The organism is Pseudomonas sp. ANT_H12B (assembly GCF_008369325.1).
Lineage (GTDB): Bacteria > Pseudomonadota > Gammaproteobacteria > Pseudomonadales > Pseudomonadaceae > Aquipseudomonas.
Map to the genome: position 1 here is coordinate 37,394 of NZ_VOBI01000011.1, position 18,729 is coordinate 56,122.

Sequence of the window (18,729 nt, forward strand, 5' to 3'; positions counted from 1 at the left end):
CTCCGCTTAAGTGAACAGCATTGCGCCAATGCGGGGCTTTTTTTTCGTCTGGCGAATAGACACCTGTGTAAACCGTCCCTACAACGAACGCGGCAGAATCGAGAGAAAGTTATCCCGCGCGACTTTTCTCGCAACATCCTCTGGCAACGCATCGAGAAACGGATCGAAGCTGTGCATCTCCTTACCGAGCTTGTTGAAACGTCCCACCACGTCTGACCCGAGCATGAAGCGCTCAGGAAAGCGCTCCACCAACTTCAACCATTGCTCCCGAGGCTTGCCGTGCTCATCCAGCAGATAGGGCGTCAGCATGCTCCAGGACAGATCGATGAATAGATTGGGGTAGGCCTCAAGCATTCGCGTCAGGGTCGGCAGCAGAAAATCCAGCTGGGTCTGGTGTCGATGAATTTCTGCGCTGGTGCCGGCATGGGCCCAGATGAACCGTGTATGCGGATGATTGCGCAGCGGCTGTTCAACCTCCGACAGATACAGCGGATTTTTCTCACGCTTGGAGGTGATGTTGGAATGCAGCATCACCGGCAAGTCGTTCTCGGCGGCGAGGTGATAGATCCGCGTCATGGCCTCGTTGTTGGCCCGCGGTGTGTCGCCGGACGTCAGCGCAGTCAGGTCGTCATGACGGGTAAAGACTTCGCCGATGCCCTGCCACAGGCCTGGATTGAGGTCGAGCATGCGCTGGATATGAGCCGCGGAGTTTTTGTCGTTGGGGTTGAAGCCGGACAGGAACGGGTGAAAGTACTGACGCTGTTCGGGAGCCAGTTTGTTCACGGCGGCGGCAACGATGACGTCTGTCGCGCTGTACCAATAGGCATCGGCGTCATCGCCCGCGTAATAACGTGGACGTTTGGGTTCGTCTTCGTGCCATTTCTTCGCCACCGGGATGCCGGAAATCATCACATGCTCGATGCGATTTTCCGCCATGGCCTTGAGCAACTTCGGCATGCCCGCCGATTCCTGGAAAAAATCCACGTAATGCAGGTGCGCATCGCTATAGGCGTATTGGCGAGCGCTGGCACCGGCACAGGAAAAGGCCAACAGGCAGGCAACGCTAAAGCGAAACAAAGGCACGGGCGATCTCCGGAAGGTAGGAATAGCGTAGACCCCGCCGTGGGAACCAGGGTTCACCGGGGTAAAAAAGTGGAACGCGCGCCCGTAGGAATGCTCTATAACATCAGGGTCTTTTTTGATCGAACGACTTCTCCTTTCCTGCGAGGTTCCCATGACAGTTACCGTCAACACCGTTTCCGCCGAAGGTTTTCGTCACAGCGTCCAGATTGATGACCACGAACTCTTTGCCGATCTACCCACATCCCTCGGCGGCGAAGATACGGCGCCTGAGCCACACGATTACTTCGACGCAGCCCTTGGCGCCTGCAAAGCCCTGACCCTGAAGCTGTACGCCAAGAAAAAAGACATCCCGCTCACCGGTGTCACGGTTGAAGTCAAACGCGACAACAGCGATGAGCAGAAGGGCAAGTATGCGCTGCACGTCAAACTGACGCTCAAGGGCGTGCTCACTGACGCTCAGCGCGATGAACTGCACCGTGTAGCCGATCGCTGCCCGATACACAAGCTGATGACCTCCACCGAAGTCAGCATCGAAACGCATCTTTCCGAAGGCGCATTCAGCCAATAGCGGCAAGGGCTGTGCAAGCGGGTTATGCTCGACCGCATCACCCGCTCAGTCTGGAATGCACTATGAACACTCCGCTCGTGATCCGCCCCCGCGCCGAAGATGTCGAAGGCCAGCCGATTCTTCGCCCGTTGCCGTCAGCCAAATGCCGCAGCGTCGGGCCTTTTGTGTTTTTTGACCACATGCTCGAAACCGGTTATCCGGCGGGCAAAGGCATGAACATCCGTCAGCATCCGCACATCGGTCTGTCCACCCTCACCTACTTGTTCGAAGGGCAAATCCAGCACAAGGACAGCCTCGGCTCCGATCAAGTGGTGGGCGCCGGTGATGTCAGCTGGATGACCGCGGGCAGCGCGATTGCCCACGTCGAACGTACACCTGAAGCCTTGAAGGAAAGCGGGTTCACGATGCACGGCTTGCAGATCTGGCTGGCGTCACCCAAGGATCATGAGCACGGTCCCGGACACTACAGCCACCATCCGGCGGCCACGCTACCGGTCAGCGATAACCTTGGGGTGAAAATCCGCATGATTGCCGGCTCAGGCTTTTGCCTGGAATCACCGGTGCCAGTGCTCTCTCCTACGCTGTATGTCGAGTTGAACCTGCAAACAGCGACGACTTTGCGGATTCCGACCGAGCATGAAGAACGAGCATTGTATGTGCTGGATGGCGAGGTACAGCTTGATGGCGAGCTGATAGAACCGCATTCGCTGGTGGTGCTACCTGTCGGGGAAGAGATGACGCTGTTTGCTCAGAGCGACTGTCATGCCGTGCTGTTTGGCGGCGCACCACTGGACGGGCCACGACGGATCAACTGGAATTTTGTGGCCAGCGATCCGGCGTTGATCGACGAGGCACGTCGGCGCTGGGCGGCCGGGGATTGGCCAACGGTGCCAGGGGAAAGTGAGCGGATCGAATTGCCAAAAGGACGAAGCGAGCCAACCCCGCTGTAATGATCGTTCCCACGCTCTGCGTGGGAACGATCAACGGTTAACCTTTAAAGACTTCATCCAGCAAGTTATGCATCGACGCAAACGCCCGGGCAGCGATTTTCGCGTCGTACATCATCATGCCCGGCACATTGGCATGCGGATCAGTGAACGAATGCACCGCGCCGCCGTAGCTCAACAACTGCCAATCCACGCCCGCCGCGTTCATTTCATCTTCAAACGCCGGCAATTGCTCTTTCGGCACCAATGGATCGGATGCGCCGTGCAACACCAACACCGGACCTTTGATGTTTCTGGCATCCGCCGGGTTCGGCGAATCCAGCGTTCCGTGGAACGACACTGCGGCTTTTACAGCCACGCCGGTGCGAGCCAGGTCCAGAGCGCAGCAACCGCCGAAGCAGAAACCGAAAGTTGCCAGTTTCGTCGTATCAACCGCCGCCTCGTCCTGGATTTGCAGCTGTTCGAACGCCGCTTGCATGCGTTTGCGCAGCAACGGGCGGTCATGCTTGAGCGGCATCATCGCCGCACCTGCTTCGTCGCCATTCTGCGGGCGAACCGATTGACCGTAGAGGTCAGCGACCAACACCACATAACCCTTGGCCGCCACCGACTTGGCAATCTCCTCGGCTCCGGCGCTGACACCCATCCAGTTCGGCGCCATCAACAACCCCGGGCGCGGGCCTTGATGGTCGGCATCAAAGGCGAGACGGCTTTCATAAGACTGGCCATCAATCTGATAAGCGACGGAACGAACAGTGATTTGGCTCATGATTAACTCCCAATAAAAGACGCCAGAACGAAAAAACCCGCCGAAGCGGGTTTTTGTACAACGCAGTTAAACCGACAGTTCAACCAGCAGCTTGTTGAGACGGCGCACGTACGCAGCCGGGTCTTTCAAGCTGTCGCCGGCCGCGAGGGCCGCCTGATCGAAGAGAATGTGCGACAGGTCGCCGAAGCGTTCCTCACTCTGCTCGTTATCGAGTTTCTCGATCAGCGGGTGAGCCGGGTTGAATTCGAAGATCGGCTTCGATTCCGGAACCTTCTGACCGCTGGCTTCCAGGATCTGACGCATCTGCATGCCCAGGTCCTGCTCGCCAATGGCCAGAATCGCCGGGGAATCGGTCAAACGGTGGGAAACCCGCACTTCAGCAACGGAGTCGCCCAGTGCAGTTTTCAGACGCTCAACCAGACCTTCTTTGGACTTGGCGACTTCTTCCGCGGCTTTCTTGTCCTCTTCCGAGTCCAGGTTGCCCAGGTCCAGGTCACCGCGAGCCACATCGACAAAGCTCTTGCCGTCGAAATCGCTGAGGTAGCTCATCAGCCACTCATCGATGCGGTCAGTCAGCAGCAGCACTTCGATGCCTTTCTTGCGGAAGACTTCCAGGTGCGGGCTGTTTTTGACTTGCGCGTAGGTGTCGCCGGTCAGGTAATAGATCTTGTCCTGACCTTCCTTGGCGCGAGCCAGGTATTCAGCCAGACCCACAACTTGCTCGCCTTCATCACCGCTAGTCGATGCGAAACGCAGCAGGCCAGCGATTTTCTCTTTGTTGGCGAAGTCTTCTGCCGGGCCTTCTTTCATGACCTGGCCGAAGTTTTTCCAGAAGCCTTTGTATTGCTCAGGCTCGTTCTTCGCCAGTTTTTCCAGCATGTCGAGAACGCGCTTGGTCAACGCCGACTTCATGGAGTCGATGATCGGGTCTTTCTGCAGGATTTCCCGCGACACGTTCAGCGACAGATCGTTGGAATCGACCACGCCTTTGATGAAGCGCAGATACAGCGGCAGGAACGACTCGGCCTGATCCATCACGAACACGCGCTGCACGTACAGCTTCAGGCCTTTCGGCGCTTCACGCTGGTACAGATCGAACGGAGCACGGGCCGGTACGTAGAGCAGCGAGCTGTATTCGAGCTTGCCTTCGACCTTGTTGTGGCTCCAGCTCAGCGGGTTCTCGAAGTCGTGAGCAACGTGTTTGTAGAACTCCTGGTATTCCTCGTCTTTCACTTCAGTGCGAGGGCGAGTCCACAGGGCACTGGCGCGGTTGACGGTTTCCCATTCAAGCGCTGGCTGCTCTTCGCCTTCAACGGCTGCCACTTCTTTCGGCAACTCGATCGGCAAAGCGATGTGATCGGAGTACTTCTTGATGATGTTGCGCAGACGCCAGCCATCGGCGAACTCGTCTTCACCGGACTTCAGGTGCAGGACAATGCGAGTGCCGCGCTCGGCTTTCTCGACGGTGGCAACTTCGAAGTCACCTTCGCCTTTGGACGACCAGTGCACGCCTTCGCTGGCTGCATCACCGGCGCGACGGCTGAACACGTCGACTTTATCGGCGACGATGAACGCCGAGTAGAAACCAACACCGAACTGACCGATCAGGTGCGAGTCTTTTTTCTGATCGCCGGAAAGATGTTTCATGAAATCGGCAGTACCGGATTTGGCGATGGTCCCCAGATGGGTGATTGCCTCTTCACGGCTCATGCCGATACCGTTGTCTTCGAGGGTGACGGTTTTAGCGTCCTTGTCGAAGCTCACACGGATTTTCAGCTCGGCGCCACCTTCTAGCAGTTCAGGCTTGGACAGGGCTTCGAAACGTAATTTGTCGACAGCGTCAGAGGCGTTCGAGATCAATTCGCGAAGGAAAATTTCCTTGTTGGAATACAGCGAATGGATCATGAGGTGCAGCAGCTGCTTCACCTCGGTCTGGAAGCCCAGGGTTTCCTTTTGAGTTTCCACACTCATGGTCATCAAACTCCAATCAGATGGCAGTGGCCGCGACCCTTGAGGGGCGGCGGCGGGTTGTCATCAAAGTTGGGGGCTGAGTTCAGGATTTCAAGGGCTCTTCTATTTTGAAATGACCTCGGGCCGTGGCAATCGGCTCGGCTTCGGTGCTTTGCCAGGCCGTAACCGCGACGTTGGCGACCCGACGCCCCTGGCGGCAAACCTGGCATCGGGCCCAGGTATCGCGAAACTGCCCCGCGCGCAGGTAATCGAGGGAGAAGTCGATAATTTTCGGAACGCCCGGCGAGCCAGTGAAAATCAGCAAGTGCAGCGCTGCGGACAGCTCCATAAACCCGGCGATCACACCGCCATGAATCGCCGGCAATAAAGGGTTACCAATGTTGTCCTTGCTGGCCGGCAAGCGAAACAACAGCTCATCCCCGACCCGGGAACACTCGACGCCGATCAGTTTGGCGTAGGGAATCAGGTGCAGCAGCGAGGCGTAGTCGCCCTGTTCATGGGCCTGTTGAAGTTGTTCCTTGAAAGTATCGGTCATTTCGCACCTCCGGCGATGACGCCGCCAAAGCCTTTGGTGCCCTTGATGCCCTTGCCCATGCGCATAAAAGTGCCGACCACATGGGCAATCGGTTGTTCAGGGTCATCCTGATAGGCAAAACCGCGAGCAAAGATCACATCGGTGGTCACCCGGTAGCACTGGGCGAAGCCGTAGACATCTTTGTGGGGCTCGGCGGCGTGCATGTAGTCGATACGCAGATCGAGGGTCGGGCAGACTTCAAATTCGGGCAGCACGCAAAGCGTGGACATGCCACACGCGGTGTCCATCAATGAAGTCAGGGCACCGCCGTGGATCACGCCGGACTGCGGGTTGCCGACGATTTGCGGGCTGTACGGCAAAATCACTGTGAGCCCTTCGCTACTGGCGCTGAGAACCCGCAACCCAAGTACCTGACAATGTCGCAGCGCCGACAAAAATCGCGTCGCACGCTCAAAAACAGGGTTTTCGGCCATTTGATAAAAACTCTTCTTAGTGTCCGGTGAAGGCAGCAGGCGAAAGGGTAAAAGTTCCGCCGTAAACCAAACTTATATATCTGAGCGAATTGAGGAACTTAAAGCCATCGGCTGTGCTCGAAAGGCCAGTAGATATTTTCCATAAGGAGAAACACCCCATGCGTAAGACTTTAGCTATTGCCTTGATGTTGGCCGCTTCCCTCGGTCTCGCTGCCTGCGATAAAAAATCCGAGGACAAAGCTCAAGATGCTAATCAACATGCTGAGCAAGCCCAGGAAAAAATGAACGAAGCTCAGGATAAAGTGAACGACGCAGCGAAAGAAAACGCCGAAGCAGCCAAAGATCAGGCTGAATCGAACAAAGCTGCAACAGAAGAAACTGCTCCGGAAGCAGCACCTAAAAACTAAGTGTTTTTAGTGTGATAAAAGAAAACCCGCCAAGTGCGGGTTTTCTTTTGTCTGACGATTTTGTTTGGAGGCATTACAGCAAAATCGTCCTGAAAGTCGGACTAATCATCAGCAACAGCGAACAGACTAAACCCACAAACCACACCAGACTGCGCTGCCAGGCCAAGTCCCCCCAGTAGCACAACAAGTAAATGACGCGCGTGATCACAAAGATGATGGCCAACGTGTCAACCAGCCATCCCGCTGTTTGTGTGGTGTGCGCCATCAACACCCCCACCGCAAACAATATGAACGCCTCGAAACAGTTCTGATGAGCCGCCACTGCTCGCGCGCCGAAACCGGTGAGTTGTGCCTGTTGCTGACGCGGCAGGTGATTGTCGTAACCACCCTGCTCGTTCATGGCTTTGGCCACAGGGATCTTGGCCACGTAAATCAACAAGGCACTGATAAACACACACCAGAACGGAATACTCATCAAGCAGCCTCTTTGTTCGCTTCGGGCAATGGCGCCTCTGTAGGGGTATAGACCATCACGTCGAGAACGTCGGAATGAAACTCCCGGCGATACAGCACCAGCACTACACCGGTACTCATCAACATGAACAACCACGGGCTGACGAACCAGGCCAGCATGGTCATGCCGAAATAATAGGAACGCAGACCAAAGTTGAACTGGTTGGCCGCCATGGAGATGACTCTGGCCGCACGGGCTGCAAACGCTTTACGCTCTTGCTCGGAAACGTGGCGTTCACCGACCATCGGCGCCGAGCCAATCAGAATCGCCGCGAAGTTGTACTGACGCATGCACCAGCTGAACGTAAAGAACGCATAAACAAACACCATTGCCAGGCACAGCAACTTGATCTCCGACATCCCTTGGGACGCCTGTTGCACCATCGGGATATCCGCCAGTAGCGACACGGCCCTTTCCGAAGCACCCAGTACCGTAAGAATGCCGGCCAGGATAATCAGTGTGCTGGAAGCGAAAAACGAGGCGTTGCGTTCCAGGTTGCCGACCACGCTGGCGTCGGCGATACGGTTGTCGCGTAGCAACATACGGCGCATCCAGTCTTCGCGATAAAGATGCAGAACACTGGCCAGGCATGCGGTGTCGCGGCCCTTCCATGTTGCATAGCGGGTGTAACCGCCCCAGCAGATGGCGAACCAGACCGCGGCGAGGATGTGGATCAGATTGGCGTGGATGAACGACATGCAATTCCCTGTGAGACGTTGGCGAACGTGAAACCTGTAGTGCTTCGACGTTAGCTCACAAAAAAAGACACCGCATCACGCCCATAAAAAATGCCCCGTATCGATTGATACGGGGCATTTCCATTTGCGCTCAAGCCCGCTTTTGGCGGGGCAAAGAAGCTTAAGCCAGGGCTTCTTCGCGCTTGCCTAGCAGACGATCGCAGACCACCGCGACCACCAGGGTCATGACCGACGGCACCAGCCACGCCAGGCCTTGCTCGCTCAGCGGCAGGTGAGCCAGTTGAGTCGGCATCCAGTCCGCCAGGCCCGCGCCCTTGAGGGCGTCGATCAGACCGAAAATGAACGAGACCAACATTACCGGGCCGACGATGCGGCCCTGCTCATGCCAGAAGTCCTTGCAGAAGCTCAGGGCAACCAGGGCGATGCACGGCGGGTAGATCGCGGTCAGCACCGGGATAGAGAACGCAATCAGCTTGGTGAGGCCCAGGTTGGACACAAACAGGGAGAACACGGCCAGGATAATGACCAGCGTCTTGTAGGACAGCGGCAACACACGGCTAAAGTATTCGGCGCAGGCACAGGTCAGACCAACCGCCGTCACCAGGCAGGCCAGGGAGATCAACACGGCGAGGAAACCGCTGCCCAGCGAACCGAAGGTGTGCTGCACGTAAGCGTGCAGGACTGCCGCGCCGTTCGCGGCACCGGCGGCTACTTCATGGCTGCCCGAACCGAGGCGGAACAGGCTGACATACACCAGTGCCAGACCGACGCCGGCAATCAACCCGGCAATGATCGCGTAACGAGTGATCAATGCTGGCGACTCGACGCCACGGGAGCGGATCGCGTTGACGATGACGATGCCGAACACCAGCGCGCCCAGGGTATCCATGGTCAGGTAACCATTGATGAACCCTTGGGAAAACGGCGCCGCCACATATTCAGGGGTTGCCACACCGACATCACCGGCTGGCAATGCGAACGCTGCGATGCCGAGAACGGCCAGGGCGATGATCTTCAGCGGTGCGAGGAAACGTCCGACGGTATCCAGCAGACGCCCCGGATAGAGCGATATGAAGAACACCAGCAGAAAGTACACCGAGCTGTAGAGGAACAGCGCCAGCGGGCTCTCGCCGGTCAGCGGCGCCAGGCCCACTTCGAACGATACGGTCGCGGTGCGCGGCGTCGCGAACAACGGGCCAACGGCGAGGTAGCACGCAGCGGCGAGTATGCCACCGGCGATTTTACCGATCGGGCTGCTCAACGCATCCATTGCACCACCGACCTTGGCCAGGGCAACCACGGTGATCACTGGCAGACCGACCGCAGTGATCAGGAAACCCAGCGCCGCCATCCAGACGTGAGGCCCGGACTGCAAACCGACGATAGGCGGGAAAATGATGTTGCCAGCCCCGACGAACAGGGCAAACGTCATAAAACCAAGCGCCAGGATGTCCTGGCCTTTCAACACTTTCATTACGGAAATACCACACTACTGAATCGGAATTTAGAGAGGGATTTCCCATATGGGTGAGGGAAATGCTGTCGGTGCGTGTAGGACCGACCCGTTTAGCGCGACGCTTCCTTGTGGGACGCAAACGCAAAAATGGCGGCTAGCCTAACGAATTTGCCCAACAAACGCACTGTTAGGGTGCGAACTATCCGATACACGACATTTCCGTGTCGCGTTTACATATCTAAATTTCCTACCTCAGGACAGATCGTTCCCACGCGCAGCGTAGGAATGTATCCCGGGACGCTCTGCGTCGCATTCAAAGGCGGAACGCGGAGCGTCCCTGGCGGCATTCCCACGCAGAGCGTGGGAACGATCACCCGGAAACGACAAAGGCCACCCGAAGGTGGCCTTTGTTTGGTGAAGCGTCAGCTAAGCGCGAGGCTTACTTGATCGCCCAACCGGTCAGCTCGGACAAAGCCTTGCCGATGTCTGCCAGCGAACGCACGGTTTTAACGCCTGCGTCTTCCAGGGCAGCAAACTTCTCGTCTGCAGTGCCCTTGCCGCCAGAGATGATTGCGCCAGCATGGCCCATGCGCTTGCCCGCAGGGGCAGTCACACCGGCGATGTAGGAAACAACCGGCTTGGTCACGTGTGCCTTGATGTAGGCAGCCGCTTCTTCTTCAGCCGAACCGCCGATCTCACCGATCATGACGATCGCTTCGGTCTTCGGGTCTTCCTGGAACAGCTTCAGGATGTCGATGAAGTTCGAACCCGGGATCGGGTCACCACCGATGCCGACGCAAGTCGACTGACCGAAACCGGCGTCAGTAGTCTGCTTCACAGCTTCGTAGGTCAGGGTGCCGGAACGGGAAACGATACCGACCTTGCCTGGCAAGTGAATGTGACCTGGCATGATGCCGATCTTGCATTCGCCTGGAGTGATCACGCCTGGGCAGTTAGGACCGATCAGGACTACGCCCAGTTCGTCGCACTTGACCTTGGCATCCAGCATGTCCAGGGTAGGAATGCCTTCAGTGATGCAAACGATCAGCTTGATGCCGCCGAATGCTGCTTCCAGGATGGAGTCCTTGCAGAAAGGAGCCGGAACGTAGATCACGCTGGCGGTGGCGCCGGTGGCAGCTACAGCATCTTTCACGGTGTTGAACACTGGCAGACCCAGGTGCTCGGTGCCGCCTTTACCAGGAGTTACGCCACCGACCATCTTGGTGCCGTATTCGATGGCTTGCTGGGTGTGGAAACTACCTTGCGAACCGGTAATACCCTGGCAGATAACTTTGGTGTCTTTATTGATCAGGACGCTCATTATTTGCCCTCCGCAGCTTTGACAACTTGTTGAGCAGCGTCGGTCAGGCTGGTAGCAGCGATGATGTTCAAACCGCTTTCTGCCAATACTTTAGCGCCCAGCTCAGCGTTGTTGCCTTCAAGGCGAACAACAACCGGGATTTTCACGCCGACTTCTTTCACAGCACCGATGATGCCTTCGGCAATCATGTCGCAACGAACGATGCCGCCGAAGATGTTGACCAATACTGCAGCGACGTTAGTGTCGGACAGGATGATCTTGAACGCTTCGGTAACGCGCTCTTTGGTAGCACCGCCGCCCACGTCGAGGAAGTTGGCTGGTTTGCCGCCATGCAGGTTGACGATGTCCATGGTACCCATGGCCAGGCCAGCACCGTTGACCATGCAACCGATGTTGCCTTCCAGCGCTACGTAGTTCAGTTCGAACTTGGCAGCGTGCGCTTCGCGCGGATCGTCTTGCGACGGATCGTGGAAAGTCTTCAGCTTAGGCTGACGGTACATGGCGTTGGCGTCGATGTTGATCTTGGCGTCGAGGCAATGCAGATCGCCGTCAGCCTTGATCACCAGCGGGTTCACTTCCAGCAGAGCCAGGTCGTGATCCTTGAACAGCTTGGCCAGACCTACGAAGATCTTGGCGAACTGAGCAACTTGCTTGCCTTCCAGGCCCAGCTGGAACGCCAGCTCGCGACCCTGGAATGGCTGAGCGCCAACCAGTGGATCGATAGTGGCCTTGAGGATTTTCTCAGGGGTGTCGTGAGCGATCTTCTCGATGTCCACGCCACCTTCGGTGGAAGCCATGAACACGATGCGACGGCTCGAACGGTCAACGACAGCGCCCAGGTACAGCTCTTTAGCGATATCAGTGCACGATTCAACCAGGATCTTGGTGACTGGCTGACCATTGGCATCAGTCTGGTAAGTCACCAGACGCTTGCCCAACCACTGTTGAGCGAATGCTTTGGCGTCTTCTTTGCTGCGAACCAGCTTAACGCCGCCCGCTTTACCGCGACCACCTGCGTGAACCTGGGCTTTGACAACCCATTCGGTCCCGCCGATTTTGTCGCACGCTTCTGCTGCTGCTTCCGGGGTGTCTACGGCGAAACCCTGGGATACTGGCAGGCCGTATTCAGCGAACAGCTGCTTACCCTGATACTCGTGAAGATTCATGCTTATTACCGTCTTCGTTAGGTACTGCGCATTCGGTGCTGCACTTGTTCAGTGCCGCACCACCTGTGACTGCTGCTTGCGTAGGTGTTCCGGATAACCGGTGAAACTACGCAAGGCTGCGTCCGGCGGACATTCCGCGGTGAGTCTTGCACGCAAGGCTCACGACGGGCCTTCCGCCGTGGTTTCTTATTGTCTTTTCTTAACGCTTCTTGCGGTTGGCGATGTGAATGGCGCCGCCATTCACTGCCAGAGCAGCTTCGTGCAAGGCTTCGGACAGGGTCGGATGGGAGAAAACCATCATGCCCAGGTCTTCGGCACTGGTGCCGAATTCCATACCGATCGCGCCCTGCTGAACCAGTTCTGCAGCGCTCGGGCCAATCACGTGGACGCCCAGTACGCGGTCAGTCTTGGCATCAGCGATGACTTTCACGAAACCGCCGGTGTCGTTGGCTGCCATGGCACGGCCACTGGCTGCGAACGGGAAGGTGCCAACGTTAACTTCAACGCCTTCAGCCTTCAAGACCTGCTCGGTTTTGCCGACCCACGCGATTTCCGGGTGAGTATAAATAACAGACGGGATCAGGTCATAGTTGATTTGGGCTTTGTGGCCCTTGATGCGCTCAACCACCATGATGCCTTCTTCGGACGCCTTGTGCGCCAGCATCATGCCGCGAACCACGTCGCCGATTGCGAAAACGCCCGGAACGCTGGTCGCGCACTGGTCGTCAACGAAAACGAAACCACGTTCGTCGATGTTCACACCGCTGTCAGCTGCCAGCAGCTCGGTGGTCACTGGACGGCGACCAACGGCAACGATCAGCTTGTCGAAGGTGATGCTCTGTTCGCCATTGGCATCGGTGTAGCTCACAACGACTTCGTCGCCGTTCACTTTGGAGCCGGTGACGCGAGCGCCCAGCTTGATGTCCAGACCTTGTTTGGTCAGGGTCTTGTAGGCTTCCTTGGAAACCGCGTCGTCAGCGGCCGGCAGGAATTTCTCCAGCGCTTCCAGAACAACGACTTCGGAACCCAGGCGGGACCATACCGAACCCAACTCCAGACCGATTACGCCAGCGCCGATCACGCCCAGACGCTTGGGTACCGATTGGAATTCCAGAGCGCCGGTCGAATCGACGATCACGTTCTGGTCAACCGGAGCCGGTGGAATGTCGATCGGACGCGAGCCCGAAGCCAGGATCACGTTCTCGGCTTCGATGATTTCGACGGTGCCGTCTGCCTTGGTCAGTTCGACTTTCTTGCCGGCCAGCAGCTTGCCGTGGCCTTGCAGGGAAATAACGCCGTTCGCCTTGAACAGGGTTGCAACACCAGAGGTCAGGCCTTTGACGATGGTGGCTTTACGGCCAACCATTGCCGCCACGTCCATGGTCACGCCAGCGTGATTGATACCGTGGATCGCGAAGCCCTCTTTGGCTTCCTTGTATTTCCAGGAGCTGTCCAGCAGCGCCTTGGATGGAATGCAGCCGACGTTCAGGCAAGTTCCGCCCAGAGCCAGTTTGCCTTCCTTGTCGGTGTACTTCTCGATGCAGGCAGTGGTGAGGCCCAGTTGTGCTGCTTTAATGGCAGCCACGTAGCCGCCAGGGCCCGCACCGATCACTACTACGTCAAATTTCTGCGACATTCAAAAAATCCTCTTTTTTGCGGCAAGCTTGAAGCCGCAAGCTTCAAGCCAAGCTGCCATTTCCTGCAGCTTGTAGCTTGAAACCCGCAGCTGCTTCTATCAGATATCCAGCAGCAAACGAGCCGGGTCTTCCAGCAGGTTCTTGATGGTAACCAGGAAGGTCACAGCTTCTTTGCCATCGATCAGACGGTGATCGTAGGACAGAGCCAGGTACATCATCGGACGGATAACGACCTGACCGTTGATCGCCATAGGACGCTGCAGAATGTTGTGCATGCCCAGGATTGCCGCTTGCGGCGGGTTGACGATCGGGGTCGACATCATCGAACCGAAGGTACCACCGTTGGTGATGGTGAACGTACCACCGGTCATCTCGTCCATCGACAGTTTGCCGTCACGAGCCTTCTTGCCGAAGGTGGCGATGCCGCCTTCGATTTCAGCAAGGCTCATCAGTTCGGCGTTACGCAGAACCGGTACAACCAGGCCACGGTCGCTGGAAACAGCAACACCGACGTCGGCGTAGCCGTGGTAAACGATGTCGGCACCGTCGATCGACGCGTTGACCGCCGGGTAGCGTTTCAGCGCTTCGGTAGCAGCCTTGACGAAGAACGACATGAAGCCCAGGCGCACGCCGTTGTGGGACTTCTCGAACAGGTCCTTGTACTTCGAACGCAGTGCCATGACTTCGGTCATGTCGACTTCGTTGAAAGTGGTCAGCATCGCCATGTTCGATTGAGCTTCAACCAGACGCTCGGCAACCTTGGCGCGCAGACGGGTCATTGGAACGCGTTTTTCAACGCGGTCACCGGCAGCGAACACTGGAGCGGCAGCAGCAGGTGCAGCAGTCTTGGCAGGCGCGGCAGCCGGAGCGGATTTCTTGGCAGCAACAGCCGCTACCACGTCTTCCTTGGTCACACGACCGCCTTTGCCAGTGCCGGCAACGGAAGCGATGTTGATACCGTTTTCTTCAGCCAGCTTGCGAGCAGCCGGTGCAGCAACAGGATCGTCTTCGCCTTCGGCGGCTGGAGCAGCGGCCTGTGCAGCGGCCGGAGCAGCAGCGGCGGCTGGAGCGGCAGCAGCGCTGCCCGCTTCGATCGAGCCCAGAACTTCGTCGGACAGAACGGTGTCGCCTTCGTTCTTGACGATAGCGCCCAGCACGCCGTCAGCGGTGGCCAACACTTCCAGTACGACTTTGTCAGTTTCGATGTCGACGATCAGGTCATCGCGCTTGACGGCCTCGCCCGGCTTTTTGTGCCAGGTGGCAACGGTGCCATCGGCAACCGATTCCGGGAAAGTGGGGGCTTTGATTTCGATAGCCATTATCTGTGGGTCCTTAAATTCGGTTTCAGGTGCGCGAAGGCGTTAAACAGTAAAGGCGTCTTGCAGCAGTTTTTCCTGCTGCTCAGCGTGCATCGATGCGTAACCACAAGCAGGTGCAGCGGAAGCATCACGACCGGCGTACTCGAGAAAGAGCGCTTTGTTGTGATTGCCCACGATGCGACGCATGTGGTGTTGGCTGCAGTACCACGCACCCTGGTTCATCGGCTCTTCCTGACACCAAACGATATGTTTGAGGTTGGTGTACGGAGCCAGGACTTCGTTCAAGTCGTCCTCAGGGAATGGGTACAGCTGCTCGATACGCACGACGGCGATGTCGTCACGACCTTCGGCACGGCGTTTTTCCAGCAGGTCGTAGTAGACCTTGCCGCTACACAGAACAATGCGCTCGACCTTTTTCGGGTCTTGGGCATCGATTTCCGGGATAACGGTCTGGAAAGAACCTTCGGCCAGATCTTCCAGGGTCGAGATGGCCAGCTTGTGACGCAGCAGCGACTTCGGAGTCAGGACTACCAATGGTTTGCGCAACGGGCGAATCACCTGACGGCGCAGCAAGTGGTAGATCTGGGCTGGCGTCGTCGGCAAGCACACCTGAATGTTGTGCTCGGCGCACAGCTGCAGGTAACGCTCAAGACGAGCCGAGGAGTGCTCCGGCCCCTGACCTTCATAACCGTGCGGCAGCAGCATGGTCAGACCGCACAGACGGCCCCACTTGTGCTCGCCACTGGTGATGAACTGGTCGATAACCACCTGGGCACCGTTGGCGAAGTCGCCGAACTGGGCTTCCCAGATCACCAACGCCTCAGGCGTGGTGGTCGAGTAACCATATTCAAACGCCAGTACGGCTTCTTCCGACAGGAACGAGTCGTACAGGTCAAAACGTGGCTGACCGTCGTAAAGGTTCTGCAGCGGGATGTAGGTGCCCGCATCTTTCTGGTTGTGCAAGACAGCGTGACGGTGCGAGAACGTACCGCGACCGATGTCCTGGCCAGTCATGCGAATCGGGTGACCTTCGAACGCCAGGGTCGCGTACGCCATGGTTTCGGCGTAACCCCAGTTGATCGGCAGGCCGCCGGCTTGCATTTTCTGACGGTCTTCGTAGATTTTCGAGACCTGGCGCTGAACCACGAAGCCTTCCGGAATTTCCAGCAGCTTGGCGGACAGTTCCTGCAAGGTTTTCAGATCGAAACGAGTGTCGTGACGTGCAGTCCAGGCGTGGCCCAGATACGGACGCCAGTCCACGAACAACTCTTTGTTCGGCTCTTTGACCAGGCTTTTCACTACGTGCAGACCGTTGTCCAGCGCGTTGCGGTATTCATCGATCTTGGCCTGAACACGCTCGGCATCCAGCACACCGCCCTGGGTCAGACGATCGGCGTACAGCTCACGGGTCGTGCGCTGCTTGGCGATCTGCTGATACATCAGAGGCTGGGTGCCGCTTGGCTCGTCGGCCTCGTTGTGGCCGCGACGACGGTAGCAGAACATGTCGATCACCACGTCACGCTTGAACTGCATGCGGTAATCGATGGCCAGCTGGGTCACGAACAATACGGCTTCCGGATCATCACCATTCACATGGAGGATCGGCGCCTGGATCATTTTCGCAACGTCGGTCGCGTACTCGGTGGAGCGCGCATCCAGCGGGTTGCTGATGGTGAAACCAACCTGGTTGTTGATCACGATGTGCACAGTGCCGCCGGTTTTGAAACCGCGGGTCTGCGACATCTGGAAGGTTTCCATGACCACGCCCTGACCGGCGAATGCCGCGTCACCGTGGATGGATATCGGCAGAACCTTTTCACCGGTAGGGTCGTTACGACGATCCTGACGGGCACGCACCGAACCTTCGACCACTGGAGAAACGATTTCCAGGTGGGACGGGTTGAACGCCATGGCCAGGTGAACTTCACCGCCGGTGGTCATGACGTTGGACGAGAAGCCCTGGTGGTATTTAACGTCACCGGAACCCAGCTCGACCTTCTTCTTGCCTTCGAACTCGTCAAACAGCTCGCGCGGGTTCTTGCCGAAGGTGTTGACCAGCACGTTCAGACGACCACGGTGGGCCATGCCGATGACGATTTCCTTGGTGCCGTAGGAACCGGAACGCTGGATCAACTCGTCGAGCATCGGAATCAGGCTCTCGCCGCCTTCCAGACCGAAACGCTTGGTGCCCGGGTATTTGGTGCCCAGGTATTTTTCCAGGCCCTCGCCGGCAGTCACGCGCTCAAGCAGGTGGCTCTTGATGTCGGCGGAGTACGTCGGACGGCCGCGTACGCTTTCCAGACGTTGCTGGAACCACTGGCGCTGCTCGGAATCGGTGATGTGCGTAAATTCAGCGCCGATGGTGCGGCAATATGTCTGCTGCAACGCTTCGTGAATTTCGCGTAGGCTCGCTTCCTCTTTGCCGATGAACAGGTCGCCGGCACGGAAGGTCGTATCAAGATCGGCATTGGTCAAGCCGTAATGATTGATCGACAGGTCTGCAGGTGCAGGACGCTGCCACAGCCCCAGCGGGTCAAGCTGGGCTGCCTGGTGGCCACGCATACGGTAGGCCTGGATCAATCGCAGCACTTCAACTTGCTTCTTCTCGTGCTCACTGCTCACGCTGCCGGCGGAAACCGGTTGGGCGCGGCGCTGGTTCTTTGCCAGCAAGACGAAATGATCGCGAATCGTGGAGTGCGAAACATCGGTGGCAGTGTTGCCGTCAGCAGGCAACTTCTGAAAGTAGGTGCGCCACTCTTCTGGCACAGCGTTAGGGTCGTGCAGGTAGAGCTCATAGAGCTCTTCCACATAGGCAGCGTTACTACCGGATAGGTAGGCGCTGTTCCACATGCGCTGCATCACGCTTTCTTGCATGCTTGGTCACCCTCGGTTAGGGGAACACCACCGGCGTCGACACCGAGCACACTTGCAGAAGTCCGAATGCAGCGACTAAAACAAGCCACTTAGGATCACGCTGATAGTCCGGGTACCAGCCCGGATGCCCCTGCTTGTCTCATTTCTTCAAAATAAGAGCCGCAGCCTTATAAGCTGCTGCTCAGGTTAAGACTACGGCGCCGGTTGAAGCCTGCGCCGTAGCATCTACGGGTACAGCGGTACTGCATTTACAACAGCCGGTTACAGCAGCTGAATCACACGCCGCTTTGCAGCAGCATGTTACGTACGTGACCGATGGCCTTAGTCGGGTTCAGGCCTTTCGGGCAGACGTTGACGCAGTTCATGATCCCGCGGCAGCGGAATACGCTGAACGGGTCATCCAGCGAAGCCAGACGCTCGGCAGTCTTGGTGTCGCGGCTGTCTGCCAGGAAGCGATACGCTTGCAGCAGAGCAGCTGGACCCAGGAACTTGTCCGGGTTCCACCAGAAGGACGGGCAAGAGGTCGAGCAGCAAGCGCACAGGATGCACTCGTACAGACCGTCGAGCTTTTCGCGCTCTTCAGGGGTCTGCAGACGTTCGATGGCCGGAGCCGGCGTGTCGTTCTGCAGGTATGGCTTAACCTTCTCGTATTGCTTGTAGAAGATGCTCATATCGACGACCAGGTCACGGATAACCGGCAAACCTGGCAGAGGACGAACGATCAGCTTGTTACCTTTTACGACAGCGGACAGCGGCGTGACGCACGCCAGAGCGTTTTTGCCGTTGATGTTCATGCCGTCGGAACCGCAAACACCTTCACGGCAAGAGCGACGATAGGAGAAACCCTCGTCCTGCTCTTTGATCAGGGCCAGCACGTCCAGCACCATCAGGTCTTTACCGTTGGTATTGACCTGGAATTCCTGCATGAACGGCGCGGCGTCCTGATCAGGGTTGTAGCGATAAACACTGACTTGCAACATGGCGGCCACCC

At 57.4% G+C, this 18,729-nt stretch carries 17 protein-coding genes; 3 read left to right on the top strand and 14 right to left on the bottom strand.

Annotated elements, in window-relative coordinates; all coding sequences use genetic code 11:
* Nucleotides 1-78: 78 nt before the first annotated feature.
* Nucleotides 79-1,083, bottom strand: coding sequence for an amidohydrolase family protein (locus FQ185_RS17890; protein WP_149418566.1), 1,005 nt, complete (start codon nucleotides 1,081-1,083; stop codon nucleotides 79-81).
* 151 nt (nucleotides 1,084-1,234) lie between these two features.
* Here FQ185_RS17890 and FQ185_RS17895 point away from each other — a divergent pair, with 151 nt between their 5' ends.
* Both FQ185_RS17895 and FQ185_RS17900 read left to right on the top strand, forming a co-directional pair.
* Nucleotides 1,235-1,651: an OsmC family protein gene (locus tag FQ185_RS17895; protein WP_149418567.1), complete on the top strand. Its 417-nt coding sequence runs from the start codon at nucleotides 1,235-1,237 to the stop codon at nucleotides 1,649-1,651.
* Between the two features lie 62 nt (nucleotides 1,652-1,713).
* Complete coding sequence (locus tag FQ185_RS17900) at nucleotides 1,714-2,601, top strand: pirin family protein (protein ID WP_149418568.1); 888 nt, start codon at nucleotides 1,714-1,716, stop codon at nucleotides 2,599-2,601.
* A 37-nt stretch (nucleotides 2,602-2,638) separates the two neighbouring features.
* On the opposite strand, the gene FQ185_RS17905 is transcribed toward FQ185_RS17900, so the two are convergent.
* The 4 genes from FQ185_RS17905 to FQ185_RS17920 form a co-directional block, all read right to left on the bottom strand.
* Nucleotides 2,639-3,367, bottom strand: a complete 729-nt coding sequence (locus FQ185_RS17905; RefSeq protein WP_149418569.1) for a dienelactone hydrolase family protein — start codon at nucleotides 3,365-3,367, stop codon at nucleotides 2,639-2,641.
* Between the two features lie 66 nt (nucleotides 3,368-3,433).
* A complete protein-coding gene (gene htpG / locus FQ185_RS17910) occupies nucleotides 3,434-5,338 on the bottom strand; it encodes a molecular chaperone HtpG (RefSeq protein WP_149418570.1) in 1,905 nt (634 codons plus the stop codon).
* A gap of 82 nt (nucleotides 5,339-5,420) precedes the next feature.
* Nucleotides 5,421-5,873, bottom strand: a complete 453-nt coding sequence (locus tag FQ185_RS17915) for a PaaI family thioesterase (protein WP_149418571.1) — start codon at nucleotides 5,871-5,873, stop codon at nucleotides 5,421-5,423.
* Nucleotides 5,870-6,346, bottom strand: a complete 477-nt coding sequence (locus FQ185_RS17920; protein WP_149418572.1) for a PaaI family thioesterase — start codon at nucleotides 6,344-6,346, stop codon at nucleotides 5,870-5,872. Before FQ185_RS17920 ends, FQ185_RS17915 begins: the two co-directional genes overlap by 4 nt.
* A gap of 158 nt (nucleotides 6,347-6,504) precedes the next feature.
* Between FQ185_RS17920 and FQ185_RS17925 the strand changes: the two genes are divergently transcribed.
* Nucleotides 6,505-6,753 carry a hypothetical protein gene (locus FQ185_RS17925; protein WP_149418573.1) on the top strand — a complete coding sequence of 83 codons (249 nt, stop codon included), beginning with the start codon at nucleotides 6,505-6,507 and terminating at the stop codon, nucleotides 6,751-6,753.
* Nucleotides 6,754-6,826: 73 nt separating this feature from the next.
* On the opposite strand, the gene FQ185_RS17930 is transcribed toward FQ185_RS17925, so the two are convergent.
* The 9 genes from FQ185_RS17930 to FQ185_RS17970 form a co-directional block, all read right to left on the bottom strand.
* Nucleotides 6,827-7,228, bottom strand: coding sequence for an MAPEG family protein (locus tag FQ185_RS17930; RefSeq protein WP_149418574.1), 402 nt, complete (start codon nucleotides 7,226-7,228; stop codon nucleotides 6,827-6,829).
* Nucleotides 7,228-7,965, bottom strand: a complete 738-nt coding sequence (locus FQ185_RS17935; RefSeq protein ID WP_149418575.1) for a DUF599 domain-containing protein — start codon at nucleotides 7,963-7,965, stop codon at nucleotides 7,228-7,230. Before FQ185_RS17935 ends, FQ185_RS17930 begins: the two co-directional genes overlap by 1 nt.
* A 160-nt stretch (nucleotides 7,966-8,125) precedes the next feature.
* On the bottom strand, nucleotides 8,126-9,439 hold the full coding sequence (gene brnQ, locus FQ185_RS17940) for a branched-chain amino acid transport system II carrier protein (RefSeq protein ID WP_149418576.1): 1,314 nt from the start codon (nucleotides 9,437-9,439) through the stop codon (nucleotides 8,126-8,128).
* Between the two features lie 421 nt (nucleotides 9,440-9,860).
* On the bottom strand, nucleotides 9,861-10,742 hold the full coding sequence (gene sucD, locus FQ185_RS17945; protein WP_008148605.1) for a succinate--CoA ligase subunit alpha: 882 nt from the start codon (nucleotides 10,740-10,742) through the stop codon (nucleotides 9,861-9,863).
* Nucleotides 10,742-11,908 carry an ADP-forming succinate--CoA ligase subunit beta gene (sucC, locus tag FQ185_RS17950; RefSeq protein ID WP_008148602.1) on the bottom strand — a complete coding sequence of 389 codons (1,167 nt, stop codon included), beginning with the start codon at nucleotides 11,906-11,908 and terminating at the stop codon, nucleotides 10,742-10,744. The genes sucD and sucC overlap by 1 nt, the downstream gene beginning before the upstream one ends.
* A gap of 199 nt (nucleotides 11,909-12,107) precedes the next feature.
* Nucleotides 12,108-13,544 carry a dihydrolipoyl dehydrogenase gene (gene lpdA, locus FQ185_RS17955; protein ID WP_149418577.1) on the bottom strand — a complete coding sequence of 479 codons (1,437 nt, stop codon included), beginning with the start codon at nucleotides 13,542-13,544 and terminating at the stop codon, nucleotides 12,108-12,110.
* A 99-nt stretch (nucleotides 13,545-13,643) separates the two neighbouring features.
* Nucleotides 13,644-14,864, bottom strand: coding sequence for a 2-oxoglutarate dehydrogenase complex dihydrolipoyllysine-residue succinyltransferase (gene odhB, locus FQ185_RS17960; protein WP_149418578.1), 1,221 nt, complete (start codon nucleotides 14,862-14,864; stop codon nucleotides 13,644-13,646).
* 42 nt (nucleotides 14,865-14,906) lie between these two features.
* Nucleotides 14,907-17,738: a 2-oxoglutarate dehydrogenase E1 component gene (locus FQ185_RS17965; RefSeq protein WP_149418579.1), complete on the bottom strand. Its 2,832-nt coding sequence runs from the start codon at nucleotides 17,736-17,738 to the stop codon at nucleotides 14,907-14,909.
* 275 nt (nucleotides 17,739-18,013) lie between these two features.
* On the bottom strand, nucleotides 18,014-18,718 hold the full coding sequence (locus FQ185_RS17970) for a succinate dehydrogenase iron-sulfur subunit (protein WP_140681891.1): 705 nt from the start codon (nucleotides 18,716-18,718) through the stop codon (nucleotides 18,014-18,016).
* Nucleotides 18,719-18,729: the final 11 nt, after the last annotated feature.